Source organism: Mesorhizobium sp. Ca11, assembly GCF_020165275.1.
GTDB lineage: Bacteria > Pseudomonadota > Alphaproteobacteria > Rhizobiales > Rhizobiaceae > Mesorhizobium.
Genome location: NZ_JAIUHU010000004.1, coordinates 79,020 through 103,297 on the forward strand (window position 1 = coordinate 79,020; position 24,278 = coordinate 103,297).

Here is a 24,278-nt window from a genome sequence, read left to right on the forward strand (position 1 = left end):
CGTGAGAGGCGCGGGGCAATCGGAGGAAGCAAGTAAATGAAGACCATCGCCAAACTGCTCTGCGGCGCAGCCCTCGCGGCCCTCGCCATCGCGCCGGCATCGGCCAAAGACCTCAACAAGGTCGGCATCTCGGTCGGCCTGCTCGGCAACCCGTTCTTCGTCGCCACCATCAAGGGCATCGAGGACGCGGCCAAGAAGATCAATCCGAAGGTCGAGGTGACGTCGGTGTCGGCCGACTACGACCTCAACAAGCAGGTCTCGCAGATCGATTCCTTCATCGCCGCCGGCGTCGATGTCATCATGCTCAATGCCGTCGATGCCAAGGCGATCGCGCCCGCGGTCAAGAAGGCGCAGGCGGCTGGCATCGTTGTCGCTGCCTTCGACGTCTCGGCGCCGGGCGCCGACGTCACCGTGATGACCAACAACGTCAAGGCCGGAGAGGAGGCCTGCCAGTATCTGGTCGATCACACCGGCGGCAAAGGCAACTACGTCATCCTCAACGGCCCGGCCTCGTCGTCGATCCTGGAGCGAGTCAAGGGCTGCAAGAACGTTCTTTCGCAGCACGCCGACATCAAAATCCTGTCCGACGACCAGAACGCCGAGGGATCGCGCGACGGCGGCCTGAAAGTGTTCCAGTCGCTGCTCACCCGCTTCGACAAGATCGACGCGGTGTTCGCCATCAACGATCCTACGGCGATCGGCGCGCAGCTCGCCGCCAAGCAGCTCAATCGCTCGGAATTCATCATCACCGCGGTCGACGGCGCCCCGGACATTGAGAAGGAGTTCGCGTCCGGCACCTCGCTGATCAAGGCCTCGGCCTCGCAGGATCCCTATGTCATGGCCGGCCAGTCGCTGACGATGGCGGCAGATGTGCTTGCCGGCAAAAAGCCGGCCGAGCCGACCGTGCTGCTCGATCCGAAGCTGATTACCGCCGAGAACCTGAAGGACTACAAGGGCTGGACGGCGGCCCGCTAAAAAGCCTGCTCCCAAGGCTGGCGCGGCCGGATCGGTCCGGCCGCGCCTCATTCATCGGACGGAGACGATCATGTCGCGCATTGGTATCCATTCTTTCGTCTGGTCTGCGAGTTCGGCGCAGGCGGATCTCGAACGCACGCTGGCCAACACGAAGGAAGCCGGCTTCGACCTGATCGAATTCTCCTATCTCGATCCGGCGGATGTCGATATCGGCAGGCTGGCCAAAAGCATCACCGATCTCAGCCTGGGCGTAGCGATCAGCATTGGCCTGCCTGCCGACGGCGACATCTCCAGCCCAGACAAGGCGGTCGCCGCGCGCGGCGTCGAGATCCTGAACCGCACCGTCGCCCTCACGCGCGATCTCGGCGGCCAAAAGATCGGCGGCATTCTCTCGGCAAGCCACGGCCTGCAAACCGAACCGCCGACGCGCGATCAGTGGAACCGCAGCGCCGCTACACTTGCCGGGGTTGCGGAAACGGCCAAGGCCGCCGGCGTGACGCTCAATCTCGAAATCGTCAACCGCTTCGAAAGCAACCTGCTCAACACCGCCGCGCAAGGACTAGCTTTCATCGAAGACACCGGCTCCGACAACATCTTCCTGCACCTCGACACCTTCCACATGAACATCGAGGAGGCCGATGTCGGCCTGGCCATCCGCCATGCCGCGAGGAAGATCGGTTATGTCCATATCGGCGAGAGCCATCGCGGCTTTCTGGGCACCGGCAGCATCGATTTCTCGGCGATCTTCGATGCGCTGGCGGCGATCGGCTACAGCGACGATCTCAGCTTCGAATCCTTCTCGTCCGAGATCGTCGACGAGAATCTGTCGCGGAAGACGGCGATCTGGCGCAATCTGTGGACCGACAATATGGAGCTTGCTCGTCATGCGCGCCGCTTCATCGCGGTCGGCCTGGAGACGGCCCGGCGCAAGGCCGATCTCGTCTCGGCTTCGCAAAGGCCCTGACATCTTCGAGAATGTCGAGCAGTGAATTGCGGCTTTCGAGAGCCATGCTCTGCTAGACTCCTGTTGATTCGTCTCGACAGGAAAAGGCATGAGCAAGGCCCTCGGCACATTCGCACTGGTCACGGTTTTGAGCGCTTTGCTGATGGCGCTGTCATTGGCCGTGGCGAGGCACGGCTATCCCTATGGCGCGTTCGGCGTGAAGCGTCTCGACGGCATCGCCGACGCCGGCTCATTCCTGGCGATCGCCGCCGTCTATTTCTTCGCTGCCATGCTGATGATGATCCTGCCCATCCGCGCCGCCGGCGTCGTGCTGACCCATGCGGCCGATGCGATCTTCTGGGCGACGATCGTATTGTTCGCGATCATCGTCGGCTCGCTGATCGCCAGATGGGCCTTCGGCCAGCACGAGGTGCTCTGGGCGCTTTTCAACTGGCGTTTCCTGTTCGTGGCAGTGATCGTTGCGGCGCATCTCACCATGAACGAGCTTCGCCGCAACATCCTGCTCAGAAGCCTGTTCTTCGTCGCCTTCGGCGCGGTCACGCTCGCCTGTCTGTTCTGGTCGTTCTCGACCTGACGCGGCAAGGCCCTAGGTTTGTCGCAGAAGGCCGGTAGACCTGCCACGGGACAATCATTATATCATTTGTCCGACAATTGACCGGCCGACGGACTGCCACTACCCCAGCTTCAAGGAACAAGACAATGACCGTGCTGCGTAAGAACCTGATCGACGGCGAGTGGCTTGGCGAGGCCGGCTCACGCAACATCAACCCGTCGAACACCAACGACGTCGTCGGCGAATATGCTTCGGCCGGGCCTGAGCAAACCAAGCAGGCTATCGCCGCCGCCAAGGCGGCCTTCCCCGCCTGGTCGCGCTCCGGGCCTCTTGCCCGCCATGCCGTGCTGAAGAAAACCTCCGACGAGATCATGGCACGCAAGGACGAGATCGGCCGGTCGCTCGCGCGCGAGGAAGGCAAGACGCTGGCAGAGGGCGTCGGCGAGACGATCCGCGCCGCGCAGATATTCGACTTCTTCGCCGGTGAGACGCTGCGTCTGTCGGGCGAGATGGTGCCGAGCGTTCGGCCTGGCGTCGGCGTCGAGATGACGCGCGAAGGCGTCGGCGTCGTCGGCATCATCACGCCGTGGAATTTCCCCATCGCCATCCCCGCCTGGAAGATCGCGCCGGCGCTGGCCTACGGCAACACGATCGTCTTCAAGCCGGCCGAGCTGGTTCCTGAAAGCGCCTGGACCATCGTCGATATCCTGCACCGCGCCGGCCTGCCCAAGGGCGTGCTCAACCTCGTCATGGGCAAGGGATCGGTGGTCGGCCAGGCGATGCTCGACAATCCCGATGTCAACGCCATCTCCTTCACAGGCTCGGTCGGGACCGGCAAGCGCGTCGCCGCGGCAAGTGTGGAGCACATGCGCAAATTCCAGCTCGAAATGGGCGGCAAGAATCCGCTCGTCGTGCTCGACGACGCCGATCTCGCGGTGGCCGTCGACTGCGCGGTCAACGGCGCTTATTTCTCGACCGGACAGCGCTGCACGGCGTCCTCGCGCCTGATCGTCACCGACGGCATCCACGACCGTTTTGTCGACGCGATCAAGGAGCGGCTGGACAAGCTCGTCATCGGCGATGCGCTCGATGCCAAGACCCAGATCGGTCCTGTCGTCGACCAGACCCAGCTCAAGCAGGACGAGGATTACATCGCCATCGGCCGCCAGGAAGGCGCCGAGCTCGCCTTCGGCGGTGACCGGCTTGAGCGCGGCGCGCCTGGCTTTTATCTGCAGCCTGCGCTGTTTGTCGGCTCGACCAACGCGATGCGCATCTCGCGCGAGGAGATTTTCGGCCCCGTCGCCAATGTCATCCGCGTCAAGGACTATGACGAAGCGCTGGCTGTCGCCAACGACACGCCGTTCGGCCTCACCTCCGGCATCTGCACCACCAGCCTGAAGCACGCGACGCATTTCAAGCGCAATTCCGAGGCCGGCATGGTGATGGTCAACCTGCCGACGGCCGGCGTCGATTTCCACGTGCCGTTCGGCGGCCGCAAGGGCTCGAGCTACGGCCCGCGCGAACAAGGCCGTTACGCGATGGAGTTCTACACCACGGTGAAGACCGCCTATACATTCGCCGGCTAGAGCAGTTCCAGGAAAAGTGTTGGCGGTTTTCCGTCCGGAATTGCGCAAAAACAAGGAGATAGGGCGTTTCGCCGTTTCCATGAAACGGTGAAACGCACTAGTCCAATCCGGGAGCAGATCGATGAGCGTGGCCGACATGACATGGCTCAACCCGCCACCGCAGCACACGGTCGGCGACGGCACGCTCACCGTCCGAACAGGCAAGGACACCGACTTCTGGCGCGAGACCTTCTACGGCTTCTGGCGTGACAACGGCCATTTCCTCTACCGTTCCGTCGAGGGTGATTTCAGCGCCGAAGTCACCGTCAAGGGTGACTACAAGGTGCTCTACGATCAGGCGGGGCTGATGCTGCGCCTGAGCGAAACGCACTGGATCAAGGCCGGCATCGAATACACCGACGGGCTGGCATACTTCTCCGTCGTCCTCACCAACGACACCTCCGACTGGTCGCTGGTCGCCATCGCCGCCGGCAAGGACGGCGTCAGGATCCGCCTGACCCGCCACGCCGAGGCGATCCGCATCCAGTATCTGGACGCCTCGGACGGCCACTGGAAACCGGTGCGCCTGGCCTATTTCCCGATCTCGAAAACGGTCGATGTCGGCATGATGTGCTGCTCGCCGCAGCGCGAAGGCTTTGAGGCGACCTTCTCCGGCTTCACGATCGGGCCGGCGATTGCAAGGGACCTGCATGGGTGAGTGCGGAACCGCGTGGTTCTTTCGCGATTGCCGCGATAAGGGTAAGACGGCGCCTTGCCAGAGCGGAAGGGCCCGATGCCGTCTGATACTCCGCTGATCCTGTTCTGGACGCGCTGCTTCAACGAACCGACCGACATCGCGGCCACGCCGCAATGCCCAGTGTCCGTCGAATGGACCAACGACCGGCGACGGCTTGCCGAGGCCGATGCGGTGGTTTTCCATTTGCCGAATTTTCGTGAGGCCGGCGACGCCCGCAAATATCCCGGCCAGCTTTGGGTTGCCTGGTCGATGGAGAGCGTCGTCAACTATCCCGTCATGACCGACGCGGCCGTCATGCAGCACTTCGACATCGTCATGACCTATGAAACCGGGGCGGACGTCTGGACGCCTTATCTGCCTGACGCAAGCTGGTGGGAAGCCGCCCGAAATGCGCCGATACCGCCCAAGCCCGAGCGCGCCCCGACGGTACACTTCCAGTCATCGAGCATCAATAAGAGCGGTCGTGATACATTCATCGCCGAACTGTCCCGGCACATCGCGGTCGATTGCTACGGCCGCTACCGGCCCAACCGCGAGATCGCGGGCCTCGATCTCGGCCGGCAAACCAAGCTCGAGACCATTGGCCGCTATCGCTTTTGCCTGGCGCTGGAGAATTCGATCGCGCCCGACTACGTCACCGAAAAGATGTTCGATCCGCTGGAGGCCGGCACGGTGCCGGTCTATCTCGGCGCGCCAAATGCCGCGGCGTTCGTTCCCGACAATTCCTACATCGACGTCGCATCCTTCAGCACACCGGCGGAACTGGCGGCCTATCTTCACCATCTCATCGAAACACCGCAGGCCTACGCAGCCTATCTTGCCTGGCGATCGAGGCCGCTGCCCGAGAGGCTGGCCGGTCAAGTGGCTGATCTCGACATGCATCCGCGCTGTCGGCTTGCCCGCCTCATCGCTCAGCGCCTGACGCAGCAGAGTACGGGCCGGCGGCCAGGCAAACCTTCGCTGCCGTTTGGGGCCGAGGGATTTCTGCGTACCAGGTTGCGCCGTTGGAAAGCTGCTTGGCGCGGCAGGCCGATGTAACATAGGCGTTTACACACGGCACCTGCAGGATTTCGGGCTTGGGCAAGCCGCTCGGGCGGATCCCAAGATCGTTGGCGAGCACGCCAAAAGCCCCTCAGGTCGGCGCCGGCATGCGGCCGATGGCCGGCCTCTCGTCCTCGGCGGCAACGGCCATCTGGCGGCGCCGGAAAGCCGGCAATGGGTTCAGCTTGAACAGGCCGTAATAGACGATGAAGGACGCCAGGAAATAAGGGCCGAGCATCTCGACCTCGAAGAAGGAGCGGATCAGCATCAGCCCGGTCGCGCCGGCAAGCACCACCGAATCGGCACTCCACCCGCCGAACACCACCTTCGATACATGGCCGTAGAAGGCGCGCAGGATGACCAGCGCCAGCAAGGTGACGCCGATGAAGCCGATTTCGACCAGCGTCTCAACATAGGTGTTGTGGAAGTGGAAGCCGGAACGCGTCGAGATATAGAATTCCGCCCACAGCCGCTCCGGATCGGCAAAACCCTGCACCCAATAGGCGGCATAGCCATAGCCGAGCAGCGGACGCTGCTGCGCTGCTTTCCAGCCCTGTTCCCACAGATAGGTGCGGCCGGTGAGCGTCGAATCCTTGCCGAAGATGCCGAGCACGACATCCAGCAGCCCGAGGTTGAGCGCTGCCACCACGCCCGTCACCAGCGCCCCGGCGCCGACGACGAACAGCACCCGGCGATAGCGTCGCGACAGCACCTTGGTCATGGTGAGCAGCATCACGATGCCGATCACCGCCGGCAGCGAGGCCACCGACGTCGCCGAATGGGCGATTGCCAGCATATAGACCGACAAAAGCATGATCGGCGCGGTCCAGACGAAGCCCAGCCAGTTGCGCCGGTAGAAGACAAGGAACGCCAGGCAGAAGAAGATGCCGAGCGAAGAGAAGAAGCCGACCTGGTTCTTGGAACCGAAGGCGCCGACGAAATTGACCGTGCCGTCGATCGTGTCGAGCGCGTAACCACCGACTCCGAGTGAATAGAGCAGCACGAAGAAGATGCCGATCAGCGAGCCGACCACCAGCGTGCGCACGCTGATGGTGCGCGCCGCGACATAGGCGCATACGATGTGCGAGGAATATTGCACCGCCGCGCGCGCGCTGATGCCCGCCGCTTGCGACCAGAACACCGAGAGGCAGACATAGGCCGCAAGCAGAATGGGTAGCCAGGCGCTGGAGAGTTTCCAGGTGAAGCGCCGGTAATCGACGAACAGCAGCGGCAGCCAGACGGCGTAGTAGGCGAGGATCAGGATCTGGCCGAAATTGGGCGAGTAGGCGAAGGCGAGCGTGGAAACCGCGACGGCGAAAATGCCGTAGGTCTCGTTGCGATCGGGATCGATCAGGATGGATTTCGGAATCTTCATACCGGCTTTTGTCCCGCGCTAAGCCACGGCCCGGGCGCGCTGCATCTGCCGCCGCAGGAAGCGCCGCACCGGCTCATCATAGACGCGCGTGGCGATGTCGGCGATGACGACAACCATCGCCGCCATCACGATGCCGAACAAGGGATGATGCGCGAACGGGTCGATCGAGAAGGCCTTGCCGGCCCCGGCGATGATCATCAGCATCGGCGTGTGGATGATGTAGATCGGGTAGGAAATCCGCCCGAGCCAGCCATAGAAGCCTGACAGTCGCGGCGCGGTCGGCGCCACCGCGCCGGTCATCACCATGATCGGGAAGACGATGACGATGGCGCAGAGGTCGTAGGCAACGCGCGCGCCGGCGGCAACCGGGGCGATGGCGAAGACGGCAAGCGTGAGCAGGATCGCGCCCTCGACCCAGAAGCCGCGCCGCAGGAAGCCGAAGCTGCCCTGCCAGCCCGCCATCGATCGGCAGAGCAGCACGCCCAGGAAGAACGAGAAGGTTACGCGCGGCAGCCCGCTGACGATGGTCTTGCCGGTCATGCCGAAATCGAGCGTGCCGGCGAAAACCGAGGCGACGACGAGCAGCACGAGGCTGGCGCCGACGATCCCCGTCAGCACCCGCCGCGACAAGAGCACGAAGACAGCGACATAGGCGATGTTGACGATGAGCTCGAAGAACAGCGACCACGATGCCGGGTTGAGAGGAAAGATCGTATGATAGGCGTCGCTGACCAGCGGGATGAACAGCATGCCGGTTGTCAGCTGCATGCCGATCTCGGACAGCGGCATGTATTCCGCCGGTATCAGTCTGTTCTTGACCAGCAAATAGAAGAAGCCGAGCAGCGTGCCGGCTAGATAGAGCGGATAGAGCCGGATCAGGCGGATGGCCACGAAAGTGCCGAAGCCCATGCCGGTTTCGATCTTGCGGTCATAGGCATGCGCGATGACGAAGCCGCTGAGCAGGAAGAATAGATCGACCGCGAGATAGCTCGACGGCAGCACCTTGCCGTCGGCGAGGAATGGCGAGAAATGGTAGAGCATGACGCTGATCGCCGCCACGCCGCGGATGGCGTCGAGGTTCAGATACACGTGACGCTGGGCTGCGGGCTGCATGTTATGCCTTCAAGCGGTCCAAACAGATCGCTCGCCCGCGCTGCGCGCGAACGAGCCTGGCTTGTCCCTCCCGCCTCCGTTCCCGGTTCGCTTCGGACAAACCCGGGCCGGCGGCGTTATTGGCTGGCCGTCGGCGCCAGCTTCACCTTGATTACGTCGCCCGGCAGGATAGGCGTGTCTTCCTTGGCTTCGACCTCGCTGGTCTTGCCGTCGACGACGCGCACCAGCGAATAGAGCAGGGCTGGCTCTTCATTGCCGGTGTAGGCGGCAGCCGTTGCCGGATCCGATGCCTGTGCGATTAGGCCCTTCTGCATGCCGACCCTCAAGGCCGCCTCATTAAGGTTCGCTTCCGTTTGCTGCCGATCGGCGGTGAGGCTCGAACTCAGTGTGTTGCGGGCATCAATAGCGTCCTGCTCCGCCTTGCTGATCGACTGCTTGGCGGTGAGGATCGCCGTCTCATAATCCAGGATCTTGCCCTGCAGGTCGGTGACCGACTGCTGCGAGGAAAGCAGGCGCGCATTGGCGACCAGGCCCTTCTGCGCCAGCGGACCGATGCTGTCGGCCTGCTTGGAGGCCAGGTCGACCTGCTTCTGCTGGTTGGCGATCTTCTTCTGCAGCGATTCGATTTCCGACTGCAGAACACCCTTGAGGTCGTCGAGTGCGTCGAGCTTCAGCTTCAGCGATTTCTGGTCGGAGACCAGGATCGCCGTTTCGTCGGCGACGATGGTCGGCAATCTCGGATCGCCTTGAATTTCCTGAGGCACCTCGAAAGTCGTCTTCCCGGCGAGGTCGGCGTCGATGCGGGCTCGCTTGACCATCAGCCGCAAGCGCTGGTCGTCATAGATCTCATAGCTGCCCTTGGCGGTAATCAGATCCTTTTCGAGCTGCGGACCATAGTCGGCATTGCGCCGGATACCGCCGGCAATGCTGATTGCCTTGAGCACGGTCAGATCGGGCACGAAGGGAAACTGCCCGGGGTTCTGGACTTCGCCTGAAATGTAGAACGGCCGGAACTGCGCCATCTCGACCGAGGCTTCCGGCTTGTCGGGCAGCGCCAGCTTTCGTTGCAGGGCGAGCCCGATCGCTGAAGCGATCTCGGCCGTCGTCTTGCCGGCGGCCTGCATGTCGCCGACGAACGGCACCGAGAGCATCCCGCCCGGGCCGACCGAGTATTCGCCATTTAGGGCCGACCAATCGCGGAACGTGCCGTCGACCGTCTGCCATTCGGCGACCCGGATGTTGAGCTTGTCCAGCGGTCCAAGCCGATAGTCGCTGGCGGCAGCGACCTGCGGCATGACCAGCAACGCAGCAAGCAAGACGCCGCCGAAGCGGGCTGTGGTCCTGGATATGAGACTGCATGCGAAGGGCAGTCCGAAGAGGTCTTTTGTCAAATACGTTTTCCGATTCGCTTTGGCCCCATCCGCCCGATGAGATCACTGCCGGATGCCTGCCCCGAATCTGGCGGAGCAGGCCCGTCGGTCAATAGCTGCCGCGTGACATCCACACGGCAGGAACAGTCTTGAAGATGATGCGAATATCCCCGGACAACGACCAGTTCTCGACATAATGGCGATCGAAGGCGACGCGCGTGTCGTAGGATACGTCGTTGCGGCCGCTCACCTGCCACAGACCGGTGAGACCAGGGCGCGACTTCAGGTAATAGACCGCCGCGCTGCCGTAGATTTCCAATTCGTCGCGCACGACCGGACGCGGGCCGACAAGACTCATGTCGCCCTGCAGGATGTTGAGGATCTGCGGCAGTTCATCGAGGCTGAGCTTGCGAAGTACCTGGCCGACGCGGGTGACGCGCGGATCGTTCTTCAGCTTGCGCGTCGCGATCCATTCGGCGTTGGCTTCCGGATTGGCCGCCAGATACGCAGCGAGCACGCGCTCGCCATCCGGCACCATGGTGCGGAATTTGAGGCAGGAGAAAATCCTGCCGCCGCGGCCGATACGCTTGTGGCCATAGAAGATCGGACCATTATCCGAAAGCTTGACCAGCAGCGCGACCATCAGGAAGAGCGGGCTCAGCAGGATCAGCCCAGCCAGGGAACCAACGACATCGAAACTGCGTTTGAGCAGACCGCCGATGGGGGGTGGAAAATCAACGCCGGCCTGCGCAAAACTCGCATTTGCCGACTTGGCGACGTCCCTCATGCAGAAGCTCCATACGTTGAACGGATGGTTTACGGCAAGATACCAAAAAAATGCTGCAGCGCAACACACAATTTCCCATCGCGTTGAAATGTTCACGTCATGAATTGACTAAATAATAAACCTGCCTTGCCCAAATTTTCACCTTTGTGGCGCGTTTATGACAAGGTGAGAGAAAACCAGGAAAATGTAGTCCGCTTTTCGGGCCATTTTTGGACAGTGCATTCTTTGCTGCAGAAGAAACGTGGTTGCAGGCCGCTGGAAGCACTCGCAATGGTAAGTTATTCACATAAAATACTAATCAAAGTCATGAGTTTGACTGAAGCGGCAGACGTCTCATTGAATAGCTCTCGGAGCCAGAGTGTGCGGCGCAGCATGGCAGAGTCGATCTCGTAAAATCGTTGGAAACCATACCTGCACGGCCTTGCTCCGGCAGGCCGGCCTTAATAGAGTCGCAAATTGTTCCTGTCATAGTCTGCACGGGTAAGGAAGGTCGGAAGCAACCGGCCGGATTGGGCAGCCAGAAAGAGCTCTTTGGCGCAACGGGGAGTTACGCGGGTGGGTAAGTCGCAGCTTCTGCATGCTCGTCTCGGTTGAGAGGGCGGCGGTCATGTCTTTGCCGAAATTCATCGTCGGTATGATCTTCGCGCTCGCGATCGTCATCGGCTGGTCCTATTTCGATGGCGCGTCGGCGGGAACCATCCTGCTTCGCACCATCGTCTGCGCCGTCATTATCCAGGCTGGCTATTTCCTTCTGGTCTTTGCCATGATCGGGGGAGCCACGCCGACATCGGCCGACAAGACCCGCGAGGCGGACCGCGGCCCGATCCTGAGCAAGGTCGCCGAAGGCGAAAAGCTAAGCGCCAGACGCAGCCTCCACTGAACGTTCAATCGGCGCGGAGGTCAGCCCGGCCGCGATCGGTGGCGCGCTTTCGCGCTCCGCCTGCTCGCCGGACAGCATCCTCGCAAGCCGGCTGCCGGCTTTCGCCCTCAACCGCCGATATTGTCCGACCTCGACGATGCGTCCGTTCTCGATGGCCACGACCCAGTCGGCGAAGGCGATCATCGACGGCCGGTGCGCGATGGTCAAAATCGTCATCCGGCCGCGCAGCGCCTCGATCGATTGGGCGATCAGCGACTGATTCTGCCAGTCGAGCGCGCTTGTCGCCTCGTCGAGGATGAGCAGCGAGGGTTTGCGCAGCAGCGCACGCGCCAATGCGATGCGCTGCCGCTCTCCGCCGGAAAGGCGGACGCCGCGGTCGCCCACCACCGTATCGAGCCGCGAGTCCAGCCGCTCCACGAAATCGGCCGCATGGGCGTTTCGCAGGGCCGCCCACAATTCTTCGTCGCTGGCCTCAGGCGCCGCAAGGCGCAGATTGGCGGCGATTGTGTCGTGCAGCAGGAACACATCCTGCGGCACATAGGCGACCTGATCGCGCCAGGCCCTGCGATTCTGCGCTGTGATCTCGACGCCGTCGGCCAGAATACGTCCTTGGGTGGGTTCAAGCAGCCCAAGCAGCATGTCGGCGATCGTGCTCTTGCCGGAACCCGAAGGGCCGATCAGCGCCGTCACCTTTCCGGCCGGCAGACCGAAGGTGATGTCGCTGACCACCGGTTTGCCGCCGCCCTCGCCATAGGCGAACGCCACATCGCGGATGTTGAGGCCGGTCTCAAGCGACAGCTTTACGCCTTCGGTCACGTTCTCTTCCGGCTCGCGCTCGGCATCGAAGCGAGCCTGGAGGCTTTGCATCGAAGCATAGGCCGGCAGGTTGATCAGCACTTGTTGGGTCTGAAGCTGCATGTCCATGAAGCGCGGCGCGACCCGCATGAAGACCAGGAGCAGCACGACGATCTCGGCCAGCGACAGGTGGAAGCGAACCAGCGCGATATAGATGAAGAGGCTCAGCCCGATCACGCTCGTAACCTGGAACAGAGCGGTACCGAGCGAGCTGTTGCGGACGAAGGCGATGTTGTCGGCCTTCATCCTGTCCAGCGTCGCGCCGAGCTCGGCAAAATAGCTTGCCTCGACGTTCAGGCTCTTGGCGACCTTGATGCCGCCGAGGAACTCGGAGACCGTGCGGTATTGGTCCTGGCGATTGCCGGTCAGCGTGCGGCCATAGGCGCTGGCGCGCGCCCGGAACGGCTGCAGCGCAACCAGCAGCACCAGACCGACAAGGATGGCGAAGCACGTCATCACCGGCGAGATGAACAGCGAGACAATGAGATAGCCGGCCAGGAGCAGTGTGGCTTGGGTCAGCATCAGCAGCGAGAAGGCCGCAACCTGCACCCGGTCGACGTCGCCGTTCAGCGCATGGTCGAGATCGGAGCTGCGGATGCGGGTGAAAACGCCCCAGCGCGCCTTGCCGATGCTCTCGAACAGGTTCATGCGCACGCGGTTGACGAAGTCATAGAGCAACCGCGCCATGTAGACCGACTTGAAGCGGTTGAACATCGCTTGCACGGCCACCAGCGCGACGAGCAGTGAGAGCACGCTCGCGAGCGACAGCGTTCCGCCGGGCACCAGCCGATGCAAGGCCTCCGGCACCCGCACCGCATAGTCCTGGTCGGGCTTGCCGATCAGGCGCAGCAGCGGAACGAGCAGCAGGATCGAAATGCCTTCGGTGAGGCTCCCCAGGATCAGGAAGGCAAGCGCCGTCGCCGTGCGCCGTCCGCCGACATGCGCCACCATGGCGCCGAAACCGGCGACATCGCGCAGAAGCGACAGGCGAAACTTCGAGGACCAGCCCATACCCTGGATCACCTTGTTCCGGACGCCAGGTCGGATTCGATCGCGGCGACCGCTTCATCGAGCCTGGCGAGTCCGGCCGGCACTTCGAGGCGGTTGACGCCGATCAATCCGGCGATCTTAGCGCATTGGCTGAGATGCGCGGCGGCGAGATCGCCGGTCAACGCCTGCCGGCCGAAGCGCGTGATGTACGAGAATTTGATGATCGCCGGCAGCGCGGCGACACCGGCAAGCTGCGAGATCACCGCGCGTTCGCCGCGCTCGAGCACATAGATGCGCGATACCGGCACCGCCTCGGCGGCAAATCCGTCATGCAGCCGGTGCTGCGCCTTGTCGATTTGCGGATGCACCTGCGGGCGCACTTCCGCCTGCTCGAGGCGAATGGCGCCGGCCGCATCCGCGGCCAGCTTGAGCTGCGGAAATCCGGGCAGGATCATCGGTCGTCCAGGGTCGGACAAATCCAGCGCGACGACGTCGTCGGTGATCAGCCGATGGCCGGCGCGGATCATCGCGCCCGCCGTCGTCGACTTGCCGGCGCCCTTGTCGCCCATGAAGATCACGCTCTTGCCGTCGACGGCAATGGCGCTGGCATGCAGGACGAGCAGCCCGCGCCGATGCAGGACAAGAGCCATCACCGGCCCGAGCAGCGGAAAGGCAAGCAGCGGGTCGTCGATCCCCGGCGCCGGATCGACATCGATCCGCCTGCCGTCGCTGATCATGAAGGTGCCGACCGCCTGCCAGGAAAGATATTGGCGGGTCGCCTCGAAACGAAAGGCCGTGGCGCCATGCGATGCGCCGTCGGGAAAGTCGATCGGCCCGACCGCGATCTCCAGGTCCGGCGTCGCCGGCGCCGTCGGCGTCAGTTCCGGCAAGGCCACGTCCGAGCTGACGACCAGCCCGTACGCCCTGTAGAAATGGCGGACGCGTCCGCCCGGCGCCATTGTCCCGGTGGCGGGCCCCGGTCGCGCAAAGGAAGCGATCGGAAGATTCATGCGGGGCTTCCTTGGACTTGCCGCAGCCACAGCGACAGCGAAACCGAACGCCAGACATGCTGGACGTCGGGCAGCGTTGCCTGCTCGGGCTGGCTGAGCAGGCGCTCATAGACGGCGTTCACTTCAGGCAGGTTGACATAGGGCGCGATCCGCTCGCCGTCCGCTATCAGCAGCCTGTCCAGAAGCTCGCGGTGGTTGCCGAGCATGCCCTTGACCAGGTTGGCGGTGAAATCGATCTTGTCGCGTCGCCATTGCACGGCCGGCGGCAGAATGCCTTGCATCGCGCGGCGCAGCACGTGGCGGCCAAACCCGTCCCTGAGCTTTTCCTCGCCGGGCAGCGCCAGGCAGAACTCGACGAGCGGCTTGTCCCAGAACGGATAGCGGGGCTCGACGCCGGAATTGGCGGCGGCCTTGTCGAGCACTTCGAAGGCGTGCGGCACCAGCCCGGTGGACAGCAGCCAGCGATGCGTCAGCGCTTCGCTGGCGCTCACGGCGGCGGGCATGTAGCCGCTGCGATGGAAGCGCTCGGCAAGATCGGTGCGCCTGGCAAGGTCCGGATTGACCAGGCCCCGCCACGCGCGCGGCGCCGATGCTGGCCTCTGCCGCACCTTGCCGACAAGGCGTCTGGCCATCGATCTCATCCGGGCGATCCGCCAAGCGGGTCCGTAGATGGTCAGGAACTTGAAATAGAGGGAGAACATGCCCTCGCCATAGGTGTTGGCGGCGCTGTGCAATTCGCGCCACAGCTCCAGCCAACGGCCGGCATTGGCGAGTTCGTGAAGGTGTCCATGACCCTGCGAGACGACCTCGTCGCCGCCATGCCCGTCGAGAAGCACCTTGACGCCCTTTGCGCCCGCGGTGCGGTAAAGATCGCGGGTCAATGACAGACCGGGCGCCAGGAACGTGCCTTCCTGCTCCTCCAGGATACGCTCGAACTCGGCGAAGGGCGCGTAATTGCTCACTGCAATCAGCGTGGCGTCGAGCGGATTGCGGTCGAGCACCGCATCGATGAAAGGCTTCTCGTCCATCGACGAGCCTCTGTCGAACACCAGCGAGAAGGTCTTGAGCCTCGGGTTGCGCCTCGCCGCCGCGCGAAGACCGGCGACGCAAGCGATCGAGGAGGAATCGAGCCCGCCGCTCAGCATCGCGCCGACGGCCGGCGTGCCGCGCATCCTGTTCTCCACCGATTGCGCAAAGAGATGCCTGAATTCTTCGGCCGCGTCCGGGTGCGGCGGCCGCTGCGAAGGCTCGATCTGCCAGTAGCGCTGCAGCACTACCCGGCGGTCGGCGACCGTCATGCTGTGCCGCGCCGGCAGGCGGAAGATTTCGGCGTAGAGCGTGGCCTGCGGATCGTCCGTCAAGCCGGCCAGGAAACCGGAAATCTGGTGTTCGCTGAGCCGCCTGCCGACGTCGTCCAGCGCCAGGATCGGCCCAATCTCCGAGGCGAAGGCGAAGCGCCTGCCGGTCGAATGATAGTAGAAAGGTTTGACGCCGAAATGGTCGCGCGCGCAAAACAGCGCCCGGCGCTCGCCATCCCATATCGCGAAGGCGAAATCGCCCTGCAGATAGGTCGGGCAGGCCTCGCCCCATTTAAGGTAGGCGAGCATGATGAGCACCGCATCGGCGACCGACCGGTCCCGCATGCCGAGCCGCGCCAGAAGCTCGTCGCGATTGTCCAGCCGGCAGTCGGCGGTGATGGCGAGCTTGCCGCCGGCCATCGTCAGCGGGCCGGGGCCCTCCTCGCCGGTCGTGTCGAGCCAGGCATGGCCGAGCGCGACGCTGCCGTCCGCCCACCATGAGCTGCCGTCGCGGGCGCGGTGGCGCATGCGCGAAAGCATCTCTTGGATAGCGCCGGCCGCGGCGGGCCGGCCGTTATCGCTGAGCACGATTCCAGCGACGCCGCTCATCGCTCACGACCTATGGTCGACCAGATGGGCAAATCCTTTGATCGAGCCGCCAAGCACGATGTGGTTGCCGCTCATCAACCAGGCATGCGCCTTGAGCTCGCTGCCTGTCCCTCGTTCGATGCCGATGCTTATTTTCGATGCGCTGCCCTGGCGGGCGAGCAGATATTGTCCTGCCAGCGCTTGGGTCAGGCAGCTGGCGCCCGGCACGAGGCGCGCCGCGGCGGCGACGCCCCATGCGACACGCCGCAGGTCGGCGACGCTGGCGTCGCGTCTGGCGTGCATTCCCGTCACCAGGCTACGGACACGGTTATAGGAGGACAGCGTCAGCGCGAGCCGCACAACGCTCACCACCATCAGGCAGCGCGCCAGAAACAGCATTTCCCAGGCGCTCAGCGAGCGGAGCCTAGACCAGTTCCTCATTGTGGAGCCTCGCAAGCCCTGCTTCGCTCAGCCCCTTGAGCAAGCCCTCGACATCGGCCCTGCAGCGTTCGGCATCGACATTGTAGCGCGCAAGCACGGCGCTGCGGATATCGAGCATCGATCGCGGCTCCTGGATCTGCTCCCAGATGAAGGCGCCGACGCCGTTCAGGCTGTAATAGACATTGGATTTGAGGTGGAGCAGCGCCAGTCCGGCGCCGAATTCACAAGCCACCGCCTCGTTCGTCGCGACGACGCGGTCATGGTCCGAAGGGTTCCAGTGCATCCTAAAACCTCGTTGCTGGCCCGTCGCGCCCTATGGCTTCCACCGGGATCGGTTGCCTGCGATCCTCGGCAGGAATCCGGGGGACAACGCCCCCCGGCTCACCTGTTGGAGAGCATCCGGAGCCCCAACTCAGACACCCGGATACCTGTGTGAGTTTTAAGAGAAAGTCAGCTCGCCGACCGGCGTGTGCGCGGGAAAGCTCGCGTCGAGCGCCGTCGTGCCTGCACCGCCCTGCGTGATAGTTTCAATCGAACCGTGAACCGTCAGGCTGGGGGTTTCATACTCATGCTTTTCAACATTCTGTTCCATTGTACTCTCCAATTAAGGACTGGAAGCGGCTGCAGAATGCCGCCAACATATCGCTATGCTGCAGCGCAATTGCTGCATGGCAACATCCATGAGTCAAGCTTGATTTACCAAGCATTAATCAATTCTTGGTTGCGCTCGCATCCGTTGTTAATCAAGGCGTAGGCAGCGTCATCCTAAACCTCACCCATCCAGGAATTCAACCGTAGGTCCCTGCCGTTTAGATAAGCGATTGATTTATCTGCGATAATTTTTCAGGCGAAAAAGACATCTCGCAATTGCGAAGAATTTGTCACAAAAAATCGTCATTTTCCGGCCAGCCGGGACGCCCCCGGAATTGTCTTCAAAAGTGATTGAACGTGAAGCGATTTTAAACGCTGGGGTTGCGGTCAGGAGGCGACCTCAGCCGCTTTTGGCGTGAGCGCGTCAATTTTTCCGATGCTTTTCTTCGCAGGTGCAGTATAACCGCTTTGGGCGGCATTTTGCGGAGAACGACATCGGGCATGGCGGTGCAGGATGGCTCCTATGAAAGGCTGCGCGCCGCCGGCTGCGCCGATGAAGTCGCTTATGTGCAGGCCTGTCTGAGGCTGTTTTTCGCGCCACGAGCCAACATCACGGATGGCCGGGTCGGTGTGCCCGCGCCGACGGTGTCGGCCACCCCGATCACGGCGACGACAATCTCGGCGGCCCCAATTTCGGCAACCAATGTCGCCGACATCGCCAGGCTGAACAAGGTCGCCGTGTTCCTGCTCAAGGCGCTCGCGCGGGCGCCCGCGAATACCGCGCCTGCGGAGTTGCCTGGCTGGCTCGACAGCTACCGCCGGCGTACCATGTCGATGAATGTCGCCTGCATTGGCGATTCGGTGGCCATCGCTCGTGTGCTGCGCGACAGGCAGGTCGATTTCGTCTTCCTCAAGGGGCCGCTCCAGCAGCATCTGCTTTATGGCGACCACTTCATGAAGCCATCCGGCGACGTCGATATACTGGTTTCGCCGACCGGTTTCGCCAAGGCCCGCGATGCGTTGCGCACGATGGGCTATGAGGTTGCCGGCAAGTCGCGTTCGGTCTGGTGGGTGCGCTTCCTCGGTGAGCAGCATATGGTGCGCGAAGACGGCGCGAGGGCCTCGACAGTTGACCTCCACCACCGGCTGCAGCAGCCGGGTTCGCCCAGCCCGCGCGACACCGACGGCTTCCTGCGCCGCAAGCGCGAAGTCGAGGTGGCCGGCGCCGCCATGCCGATCATCTCGGCCGCCGACACCTTGCTTTTGTCCGCGATCAGCGTCGCCAAGGCCTTTTTCAACCGCGAGCCCTGCGCCGGCTATGTCTGCGACGTCAGAGCCAGCGTCAGCCGCCTGAGCGAAGCCGAGCAGCGGAGGGTGCTCGACCACGCCGCCGAACAGGGCCTGGCGGATACGCTGCTCTTGGGATTGCGCGCCGCCGACGTGCTGCTCGGCGGCGACGGCACGCTGCTTTCGGATCGCGCCACCCGCATGCTGGCCCGCATCGACAACGCCGACCTCTTCCACATGGTCATGGCGCCGTGGCTCGCGTCCCTGCGCTGGCCGCAGCGCCGCCATGTGCTGTGGGAACTCTGCGGCCGCGAGCCGGTCCGCTACCTGGCTGAAGCCGGCTGGGCGGCCTCCGCCGACCTCAGCCGGCGCATCTTCGAGCGCCCGGCCACGGCCGGGCCGGCGCGGAGCGAAATGATCAGAATCGTGGGCGGGGCGGCCAATCATGCAAGCGAAAGGTGAGCCCATGCCCGTGACGACGCCCGTGACGACCCCTGTGGCGACCTCGAGGGTCTGCGTCATCATCGCCGCGCGCAATGCGGCGCGCACCATTCCCGGCGCCATCGCTTCGGCACTGCGCGAGGCCGAAGTCGCCGAAGTCATCGTGGTCGACGACGCCTCCACCGACGACACCCGGGATGTGGCTTTGGCCGCCGACGATGGCAGCGGCCGGCTTGCCGTCATCCGTTTCGACGTCAATCGCGGTCCTTCCGCCGCGCGCAACGCCGCCATCCAGGCCTCTAAATCGCCCTTCATCAGCATTCTCGACGCCGACGATTTCTTCCTCGAAGGCCGCTTCCGCCGGCTTTTCGCCAGCACCGACTGGGACTTCGCCGCCGACAACATCATGCTGATCCGCGACGATGCCGCGACCGACCTCGCCAAGGTCGCAGCGCCGCCTTTCGCGGCCGAGCCGGAATTTCTCGATTTCGAGCGCTTCATCGACGGCAACATCTCGCGCCGCCGTGTGCGGCGCGGCGAGCTCGGTTTCCTCAAGCCGGTGATCAGCCGGGCTTTCCTCGAGCGGCATGGGTTGAGCTACGACGAGAACCTCAGGCTTGGCGAGGACTACGAACTCTACGCGCGCGCTGTCGCTTACGGGGCTCGGTTCAAGATCATCAAGTCCTGCGGTTATGGCGCGATCGTGCGCGCCGATTCGCTGAGCGGCCGCCACAGGACGCAGGATTTGAAGCGCCTTGCCGATGCCGATCTGGCGCTGCTCCAGATAGACAGCCTTCCGGAGCGCTCGAAGGCCGCGTTGCGGCGCCATGAGCGCCATGTCCGCGACAAATACCGGCTGCGCAACTTCCTTGATGTGAAGGCCGAGCGTGGGCTGGCATCGGCCGCGGCCTACGCTTTCGCAAGCCAATCGAATCTGATCCCGATCGTGCGCGGCGTCGCCACCGACAAGCTCGACGCGCTGTTCCGCCGCACGGGGATTGTTGCGCGGCAGCAGATGCCGCCGACGCGCTTCCTGATGGCGGCAACCAGCGCCGCAAGCGCGTGATCGTGCATTGTCCCGGAAGCCGCCGTCCCTCAAAAAATCGCATTCCGGAAACTATGATGTTGCCTAGTCGCTGCCGGAATGGCAGTCTATGTTGCAATGCAGCAATTTCGAAAGGCCGATAGGATGGCTTCGATTTTTAGCTTCAGATCCCGGGATCCGGCTCGCGACCGGCAGACCGATCTCCAGCGTTTCGACCGGCTGGCGAAGCTGTTCGACCAGATCGCGGCCGAGATCGAGGCGGAGAAAACCGGACTGGAGAATCGTTATAAGTCGACGGCTGCCAACGCCGCCTTTCTGGTCGAGGCGATGGAGAATGGTTCGGCGTCGGCCAGCAAGGGATCGGATGTCGCCGCGATGACCAAGTCGATCCTGAACTGCGAGCGGCGCATTGCGGAGCTCGTTCGCCAGAAAGGCCTGGTGAAGGAACTGCGTCATTCGCTCGACGCGATCGTCGAGGATGGTGCCGAGCGGTCTGCTGCGCAGGCGACGGCAAGAGGCTGACGGCGCGTCAGGCGCCGTCATGGTACGAGACGTTACAGGACATTAGAGGAGTTCACAGGGCGGAAGATCGGAAGCGGGTCGCTCATGCGAACCGAGGATGACTTTGGGTTGGGCGGACAACACAAGGTGAGTTTGTTATGAACGCAGATCCGGACAACACCTCCACCGAGGCGGCTTGCGAGGTATCGCAGGCGCCAGGGAGCGGATTAACCAGCCTGAGGCTTGGCGTGGTCGGCGCCCTGTTTGCGGTCGCTGCGGCCCTTGCGGCGAGCCCGCATCCCGCGCATGCGCAAGCGGCGCAGCAAGAGCTGCAAAGCGCGCCGTCCTTTGTCGACAATTTCTCGAATTTCAACCAGTCCCGCTGGTTCGTCTCGGACGGCTGGACCAATGGCGCACATCAGAACTGCACGTGGTCGAAGGATCTCGTGCGGCTGTCCGACGGCGTGCTTTCGCTGGGCTTCGAAAAGCGCAAGCTGAAGGACCGCGAGTTCGCCTGCGCCGAGATCCAGACCAAGCAGCGCTACGGCTATGGGGTCTATGAGGCACGGATGAAGACCGGCACCGGCTCCGGCCTCAACGCCGCCTTCTTCTCCTATATCGGCCCGCAGGACAAACAGCCTTGGGACGAGATAGACTTCGAGGTCCTCACCAAGGATCCGTCCAAGGTGCAGGTCAACAGCTATATCCAGGGCAAGCCGAAGAACGGCAAGCTTGTCGACGTCGAAGGCGGCGCCGACAAGGGCTTCAACGATTATGGCTTCGTTTGGGAGAAGGACCGGCTACGCTGGTACGTCAACGGCAAGCTCGTCCATGAGGTGACCAACCCCGACGAGTTGCCGAAGCATTCGCAGAAAATCTTCTTCAGCCTCTGGGGCAGCGACAAGCTGACCAACTGGATGGGCGCCTTTGTCGATCCCGGCAGCAAGGTGACCATGGAGGTCAAGCGCGTCGCTTTCACCGCTTTGGGCCAGCCATGCCAATTTCCGGAATCGCTGGCATGCAGCATTAGCAATTCCAACTAGGCATGATCCCCCAAAGTGGAACCGATTTTGGGATAGGATCATGCCGAACCAACTGGGCCGTTTGGCCTGGGGGACATCTGAACCGGCCGGACCGCTTTTGCGGCCCGGCCTTTGACAGGAATAGAACCAAATGAATTTGACGGTGTTTGGGATTGGCTATGTCGGTCTCGTCCAGGCCGCTGTGCTGGCCGAGGTCGGCCATGAGGTGGTGTGCGTCGACATCGACGAGAAGAAGGTGGAGCGGCTGAACCAGGGCTTGGTGCCGATTTTCGAACCGGGCCTGGAGGCTCTCGTCAGGGAAAACCATGCGGCCGGCCGCATCCGCTTCACCACCGACGCGGCAGCGGCGGTCAGGCATGGCCAGATCCAGATGATCGCGGTCGGCACGCCGCCCGGCGAGGATGGCTCGGCCGATCTGAAATATGTGCTGGCCGTCGCCGAGACCATCGGCCGTGAGATGGACAGCGCCAAGATCGTCGTCGGCAAGTCGACCGTGCCGGTCGGCACTTGCGAGAAGGTGAAGGCCAGGATTGCCGAAACGCTGAAGAGGCGCGGCCGCGAGGATCTCGCCTTCGACGTCGCCTCGAACCCCGAATTCCTCAAGGAAGGCTCGGCGGTCGCCGATTGCATGAAGCCGGACCGCATCATCGTCGGCACCTCCAGCGAGGACACCGAGATGGTGATGCGCGAGCTCTACGCGCCGTTCAACCGCAACCACGAGAAGATGATCGTGATGGACGTGCGCAGCGCCGAATTCACCAAATACGCCGCCAACTGCATGCTGGCGACCAAGATCAGCTTCATGAACGAGATGGCCAATCTCGCCGAGCAGCTGGGCGCCGACATCGAAGAGGTGCGCAAGGGCATCGGCTCGGATCCGCGCATCGGCTACCACTTCATCTATCCCGGCCTCGGCTATGGCGGCTCGTGCTTCCCGAAGGATGTGCGCGCGCTGATCAAGACCGCCGAGGGCGTCAAGTTCGACGCCAAGCTGCTGCGCGCCGTCGAGGAGCGCAACAATGCGCAGAAGTCGGTCCTGTTCGACAAGGTCAACCACTATTTCAAGGGCGCGCTCAGGGGCAAGACCTTTGCCGTCTGGGGGCTGGCCTTCAAGCCCAACACCGACGACATGCGCGAGGCGCCGGCGCGCACGCTGATGGAAGCGCTGTGGGCGGCCGGCGCCAAGGTGCAGGCCTACGATCCCGAGGCGATGCAGGAGTGCCAGGCGATCTACGGCCTGCGCGAGGATCTGCTTTTGTGCGGCACCAAGGAAGCGGCGCTGCGCGGCGCCGACGCGCTTTTGATCTGCACCGAATGGAAGAGCTTCCGCGCGCCGTCCTTCGATGCGCTCAAGGACGCGCTGACGACGCCGGTCATCTTCGATGGCCGCAATCTCTACGATCCCAAGGTGATCGCGCGCTACGGCATCGAATACTTCTCGATCGGCAGGATGGCGGCGTGAGGGCTGATTGCCTCAAGGACAATGGCCGTCGCCATGGCTGTGGACTCATGCCGGCGAACGGGGCATCGGCAACAGTATGAGGTCATCAATGGCTGCGCAGCACAAACCGACGGTCACCGTCATCGTCCCCACCTTCAACCGGCAAAAATTCCTGCCCGAATCCATCGGAAGCCTGCTGCGGCAGACCGTGATGCCGGATCAGATCCTGATCGTGGACGACGGCTCGACGGACGATACCGGCGCGGTGGCGGCCTCTTTCCCGGCGCCGGTGGAATACTACCGCAAGGAAAATGGCGGGAAATCGACGGCGCTGAATTTTGCCCTGAAGCGCTGCACAGGAGATTTCGTCTGGATATTCGATGACGACGACGTCGCGCACCCGACGGCGCTTGAGCGGTTTCTCGCCGCCTTCGAGCGCGAGCCGGCCGCCGATTTCGCATTCGGCGAATATGCGCGTTTCCAGCGTTCGGCCCAGATCGAGGAGCAGGATTACGAGATCGTCGCCTTCGGCCATGTCAGCCAGGACAATTTCTTCCCGTCGCATCTCGAATATTGCCACGTCCACCAGCCGGGTCTCCTGGTGCGCCGCAAATGCTACGACGAGGTGGGTGGCTTCAACGAGACCCTGGTCCGGTCGCAGGACTACGAGATGATGTTGAGGCTTGCGCGCCGGTTTAAGGGCGTCAGGGTCGACGGCTTGATGTTCTTCCAGCGCCAGCACGACATGGTCCGCGGCAGCACCAAGGTGGTCATTTCCTACACCGACCGGATCAAGGCCTGGGGCGCGTACGACCGGGCGATCATGGAAGAGGTCTACAAGTCGGTCGATCTGCATGAGTATCTCGATCGCTCGGAGCAGGCCCTGCCGAGGACGGCCGATCTCGAGATGCAGGCGCTGCTGCAGCGGTCGAGCATCATGGCCAGAAAGGGGCTATGGCATCACGCGGCCGAGGACATCCGCCGCTACGCCCTGCTTGCCGAACGAGCCGGAAAGACGTCGCTCAACGACAAGGAACGCGCCATCGTGCGGCGTACGTTCGAAGCCTACGATACAGGTTTGGCATCCGCCCCGGCCGACGAATTCGTCTCGGCGGTGAAGGCCTGGAGGTCGGGATCGCTGAAGGCCGACATCGTCAGGGAATACATGCATTCCTTCCCGCATTATCTGGCGCGGGACCTGAAGGCGGGAAAGGTGATCCCGGCTTCGAAATTGTTGCGGGAGTATTCGGCGCTGTCGCTTTCCGCTTCGCTCGGTCGGCTGTGTCGGGCGATGACGTCGAAGCTTCCCTTGGCGCGCAGCGCAAGCTGATGAGCCGTGGCTTGCGGATACTCGCCCGGGCCGAATT

Annotated in this window: 23 protein-coding genes; 13 read left to right on the plus strand and 10 right to left on the minus strand. The window is 63.1% G+C overall.

Annotation, left to right across the window (positions count from 1 at the left end; all coding sequences use genetic code 11):
- Window positions 1–36 precede the first annotated feature (36 nt).
- From LB538_RS08915 to LB538_RS08940, 6 genes are all read left to right on the plus strand, one after another.
- Window positions 37–975 carry an ABC transporter substrate-binding protein gene (locus LB538_RS08915; RefSeq protein WP_095769327.1) on the plus strand — a complete coding sequence of 313 codons (939 nt, stop codon included), beginning with the start codon at window positions 37–39 and terminating at the stop codon, window positions 973–975.
- 70 nt (window positions 976–1,045) lie between these two features.
- Window positions 1,046–1,939: a sugar phosphate isomerase/epimerase family protein gene (locus LB538_RS08920; protein ID WP_224531411.1), complete on the plus strand. Its 894-nt coding sequence runs from the start codon at window positions 1,046–1,048 to the stop codon at window positions 1,937–1,939.
- A gap of 88 nt (window positions 1,940–2,027) precedes the next feature.
- Entirely contained in the window at window positions 2,028–2,513 is a 486-nt protein-coding gene (locus LB538_RS08925) for a hypothetical protein (protein ID WP_224531408.1), read from the plus strand.
- A 125-nt stretch (window positions 2,514–2,638) separates the two neighbouring features.
- Window positions 2,639–4,078 carry an aldehyde dehydrogenase family protein gene (locus LB538_RS08930; RefSeq protein ID WP_224531405.1) on the plus strand — a complete coding sequence of 480 codons (1,440 nt, stop codon included), beginning with the start codon at window positions 2,639–2,641 and terminating at the stop codon, window positions 4,076–4,078.
- A 121-nt stretch (window positions 4,079–4,199) separates the two neighbouring features.
- On the plus strand, window positions 4,200–4,775 hold the full coding sequence (locus LB538_RS08935) for a DUF1349 domain-containing protein (RefSeq protein WP_224531402.1): 576 nt from the start codon (window positions 4,200–4,202) through the stop codon (window positions 4,773–4,775).
- A 75-nt stretch (window positions 4,776–4,850) separates the two neighbouring features.
- Complete coding sequence (locus tag LB538_RS08940; protein ID WP_224531396.1) at window positions 4,851–5,852, plus strand: glycosyltransferase family 10 domain-containing protein; 1,002 nt, start codon at window positions 4,851–4,853, stop codon at window positions 5,850–5,852.
- Between the two features lie 94 nt (window positions 5,853–5,946).
- Here LB538_RS08940 and LB538_RS08945 read toward each other — a convergent pair whose 3' ends face one another.
- The 4 genes from LB538_RS08945 to LB538_RS08960 all read right to left on the minus strand — a co-directional run bounded on the left by LB538_RS08945 (window position 5,947) and on the right by LB538_RS08960 (window position 10,500).
- On the minus strand, window positions 5,947–7,230 hold the full coding sequence (locus LB538_RS08945; RefSeq protein ID WP_224531394.1) for an O-antigen ligase family protein: 1,284 nt from the start codon (window positions 7,228–7,230) through the stop codon (window positions 5,947–5,949).
- Window positions 7,231–7,248: 18 nt separating this feature from the next.
- Window positions 7,249–8,343 carry an acyltransferase family protein gene (locus LB538_RS08950; protein ID WP_224531389.1) on the minus strand — a complete coding sequence of 365 codons (1,095 nt, stop codon included), beginning with the start codon at window positions 8,341–8,343 and terminating at the stop codon, window positions 7,249–7,251.
- 116 nt (window positions 8,344–8,459) lie between these two features.
- Window positions 8,460–9,638, minus strand: coding sequence for a polysaccharide biosynthesis/export family protein (locus LB538_RS08955; protein ID WP_095769320.1), 1,179 nt, complete (start codon window positions 9,636–9,638; stop codon window positions 8,460–8,462).
- Window positions 9,639–9,822: 184 nt separating this feature from the next.
- Window positions 9,823–10,500: a sugar transferase gene (locus tag LB538_RS08960; protein ID WP_140544958.1), complete on the minus strand. Its 678-nt coding sequence runs from the start codon at window positions 10,498–10,500 to the stop codon at window positions 9,823–9,825.
- A gap of 607 nt (window positions 10,501–11,107) precedes the next feature.
- Here LB538_RS08960 and LB538_RS08965 point away from each other — a divergent pair.
- Window positions 11,108–11,380, plus strand: a complete 273-nt coding sequence (locus tag LB538_RS08965; RefSeq protein ID WP_140544959.1) for an exopolysaccharide production repressor exox — start codon at window positions 11,108–11,110, stop codon at window positions 11,378–11,380.
- Here LB538_RS08965 and LB538_RS08970 read toward each other — a convergent pair.
- The 6 genes from LB538_RS08970 to LB538_RS08995 all read right to left on the minus strand — a co-directional run bounded on the left by LB538_RS08970 (window position 11,354) and on the right by LB538_RS08995 (window position 17,154).
- The gene (locus LB538_RS08970) at window positions 11,354–13,246 is read right to left on the minus strand and encodes an ABC transporter ATP-binding protein (RefSeq protein ID WP_224531386.1); all 1,893 of its coding nucleotides are present in this window, start codon (window positions 13,244–13,246) and stop codon (window positions 11,354–11,356) included. The genes LB538_RS08965 and LB538_RS08970 overlap by 27 nt on opposite strands.
- A gap of 8 nt (window positions 13,247–13,254) precedes the next feature.
- Window positions 13,255–14,235 (minus strand): serine kinase, encoded by a 981-nt coding sequence (locus LB538_RS08975; RefSeq protein WP_318011853.1) that lies wholly within the window; start codon window positions 14,233–14,235, stop codon window positions 13,255–13,257.
- The gene (locus LB538_RS08980) at window positions 14,232–16,142 is read right to left on the minus strand and encodes a lasso peptide isopeptide bond-forming cyclase (RefSeq protein WP_224531383.1); all 1,911 of its coding nucleotides are present in this window, start codon (window positions 16,140–16,142) and stop codon (window positions 14,232–14,234) included. Before LB538_RS08980 ends, LB538_RS08975 begins: the two co-directional genes overlap by 4 nt.
- A 3-nt stretch (window positions 16,143–16,145) precedes the next feature.
- Window positions 16,146–16,562: a lasso peptide biosynthesis B2 protein gene (locus LB538_RS08985; RefSeq protein ID WP_140845612.1), complete on the minus strand. Its 417-nt coding sequence runs from the start codon at window positions 16,560–16,562 to the stop codon at window positions 16,146–16,148.
- Entirely contained in the window at window positions 16,546–16,845 is a 300-nt protein-coding gene (locus LB538_RS08990; protein ID WP_095769315.1) for a PqqD family protein, read from the minus strand. The genes LB538_RS08985 and LB538_RS08990 overlap by 17 nt, the downstream gene beginning before the upstream one ends.
- 156 nt (window positions 16,846–17,001) lie before the next feature.
- The gene (locus LB538_RS08995; RefSeq protein WP_095769314.1) at window positions 17,002–17,154 is read right to left on the minus strand and encodes a lasso RiPP family leader peptide-containing protein; all 153 of its coding nucleotides are present in this window, start codon (window positions 17,152–17,154) and stop codon (window positions 17,002–17,004) included.
- Window positions 17,155–17,654: 500 nt separating this feature from the next.
- Between LB538_RS08995 and LB538_RS09000 the strand changes: the two genes are divergently transcribed.
- From LB538_RS09000 to LB538_RS09025, 6 genes are all read left to right on the plus strand, one after another.
- Window positions 17,655–18,902 (plus strand): nucleotidyltransferase family protein, encoded by a 1,248-nt coding sequence (locus LB538_RS09000; RefSeq protein ID WP_224531380.1) that lies wholly within the window; start codon window positions 17,655–17,657, stop codon window positions 18,900–18,902.
- Between the two features lie 4 nt (window positions 18,903–18,906).
- A complete protein-coding gene (locus LB538_RS09005) occupies window positions 18,907–19,947 on the plus strand; it encodes a glycosyltransferase family 2 protein (RefSeq protein WP_224531377.1) in 1,041 nt (346 codons plus the stop codon).
- Between the two features lie 123 nt (window positions 19,948–20,070).
- A complete protein-coding gene (locus tag LB538_RS09010; protein ID WP_095769312.1) occupies window positions 20,071–20,448 on the plus strand; it encodes a hypothetical protein in 378 nt (125 codons plus the stop codon).
- Between the two features lie 137 nt (window positions 20,449–20,585).
- Window positions 20,586–21,470, plus strand: a complete 885-nt coding sequence (locus tag LB538_RS09015) for a glycoside hydrolase family 16 protein (RefSeq protein ID WP_224531374.1) — start codon at window positions 20,586–20,588, stop codon at window positions 21,468–21,470.
- 130 nt (window positions 21,471–21,600) lie between these two features.
- Window positions 21,601–22,932, plus strand: coding sequence for a UDP-glucose dehydrogenase family protein (locus LB538_RS09020; RefSeq protein WP_224522961.1), 1,332 nt, complete (start codon window positions 21,601–21,603; stop codon window positions 22,930–22,932).
- Between the two features lie 88 nt (window positions 22,933–23,020).
- Entirely contained in the window at window positions 23,021–24,241 is a 1,221-nt protein-coding gene (locus LB538_RS09025) for a glycosyltransferase family 2 protein (protein ID WP_224527088.1), read from the plus strand.
- The last annotated feature ends 37 nt before the right edge of the window (window positions 24,242–24,278 follow it).

Excerpts from the sequence above, each read along its gene's own strand:
- LB538_RS08915 (WP_095769327.1), top strand. The coding sequence starts at position 37 with ATGAAGACCATCGCCAAACTGCTCTGCGGCGCAGCCCTCGCGGCCCTC.
- LB538_RS08920 (WP_224531411.1), top strand. The coding sequence starts at position 1,046 with ATGTCGCGCATTGGTATCCATTCTTTCGTCTGGTCTGCGAGTTCGGCG.
- LB538_RS08925 (WP_224531408.1), top strand. The coding sequence starts at position 2,028 with ATGAGCAAGGCCCTCGGCACATTCGCACTGGTCACGGTTTTGAGCGCT.
- LB538_RS08930 (WP_224531405.1), top strand. The coding sequence starts at position 2,639 with ATGACCGTGCTGCGTAAGAACCTGATCGACGGCGAGTGGCTTGGCGAG.
- LB538_RS08935 (WP_224531402.1), top strand. The coding sequence starts at position 4,200 with ATGAGCGTGGCCGACATGACATGGCTCAACCCGCCACCGCAGCACACG.
- LB538_RS08940 (WP_224531396.1), top strand. The coding sequence starts at position 4,851 with ATGCCGTCTGATACTCCGCTGATCCTGTTCTGGACGCGCTGCTTCAAC.
- LB538_RS08945 (WP_224531394.1), bottom strand. The coding sequence starts at position 7,230 with ATGAAGATTCCGAAATCCATCCTGATCGATCCCGATCGCAACGAGACC.
- LB538_RS08950 (WP_224531389.1), bottom strand. The coding sequence starts at position 8,343 with ATGCAGCCCGCAGCCCAGCGTCACGTGTATCTGAACCTCGACGCCATC.
- LB538_RS08955 (WP_095769320.1), bottom strand. The coding sequence starts at position 9,638 with ATGCCGCAGGTCGCTGCCGCCAGCGACTATCGGCTTGGACCGCTGGAC.
- LB538_RS08960 (WP_140544958.1), bottom strand. The coding sequence starts at position 10,500 with ATGAGGGACGTCGCCAAGTCGGCAAATGCGAGTTTTGCGCAGGCCGGC.
- LB538_RS08965 (WP_140544959.1), top strand. The coding sequence starts at position 11,108 with ATGTCTTTGCCGAAATTCATCGTCGGTATGATCTTCGCGCTCGCGATC.
- LB538_RS08970 (WP_224531386.1), bottom strand. The coding sequence starts at position 13,246 with ATGGGCTGGTCCTCGAAGTTTCGCCTGTCGCTTCTGCGCGATGTCGCC.
- LB538_RS08975 (WP_318011853.1), bottom strand. The coding sequence starts at position 14,235 with ATGAATCTTCCGATCGCTTCCTTTGCGCGACCGGGGCCCGCCACCGGG.
- LB538_RS08980 (WP_224531383.1), bottom strand. The coding sequence starts at position 16,142 with ATGAGCGGCGTCGCTGGAATCGTGCTCAGCGATAACGGCCGGCCCGCC.
- LB538_RS08985 (WP_140845612.1), bottom strand. The coding sequence starts at position 16,562 with ATGAGGAACTGGTCTAGGCTCCGCTCGCTGAGCGCCTGGGAAATGCTG.
- LB538_RS08990 (WP_095769315.1), bottom strand. The coding sequence starts at position 16,845 with ATGCACTGGAACCCTTCGGACCATGACCGCGTCGTCGCGACGAACGAG.
- LB538_RS08995 (WP_095769314.1), bottom strand. The coding sequence starts at position 17,154 with ATGGAACAGAATGTTGAAAAGCATGAGTATGAAACCCCCAGCCTGACG.
- LB538_RS09000 (WP_224531380.1), top strand. The coding sequence starts at position 17,655 with ATGGCGGTGCAGGATGGCTCCTATGAAAGGCTGCGCGCCGCCGGCTGC.
- LB538_RS09005 (WP_224531377.1), top strand. The coding sequence starts at position 18,907 with ATGCCCGTGACGACGCCCGTGACGACCCCTGTGGCGACCTCGAGGGTC.
- LB538_RS09010 (WP_095769312.1), top strand. The coding sequence starts at position 20,071 with ATGGCTTCGATTTTTAGCTTCAGATCCCGGGATCCGGCTCGCGACCGG.
- LB538_RS09015 (WP_224531374.1), top strand. The coding sequence starts at position 20,586 with ATGAACGCAGATCCGGACAACACCTCCACCGAGGCGGCTTGCGAGGTA.
- LB538_RS09020 (WP_224522961.1), top strand. The coding sequence starts at position 21,601 with ATGAATTTGACGGTGTTTGGGATTGGCTATGTCGGTCTCGTCCAGGCC.
- LB538_RS09025 (WP_224527088.1), top strand. The coding sequence starts at position 23,021 with ATGGCTGCGCAGCACAAACCGACGGTCACCGTCATCGTCCCCACCTTC.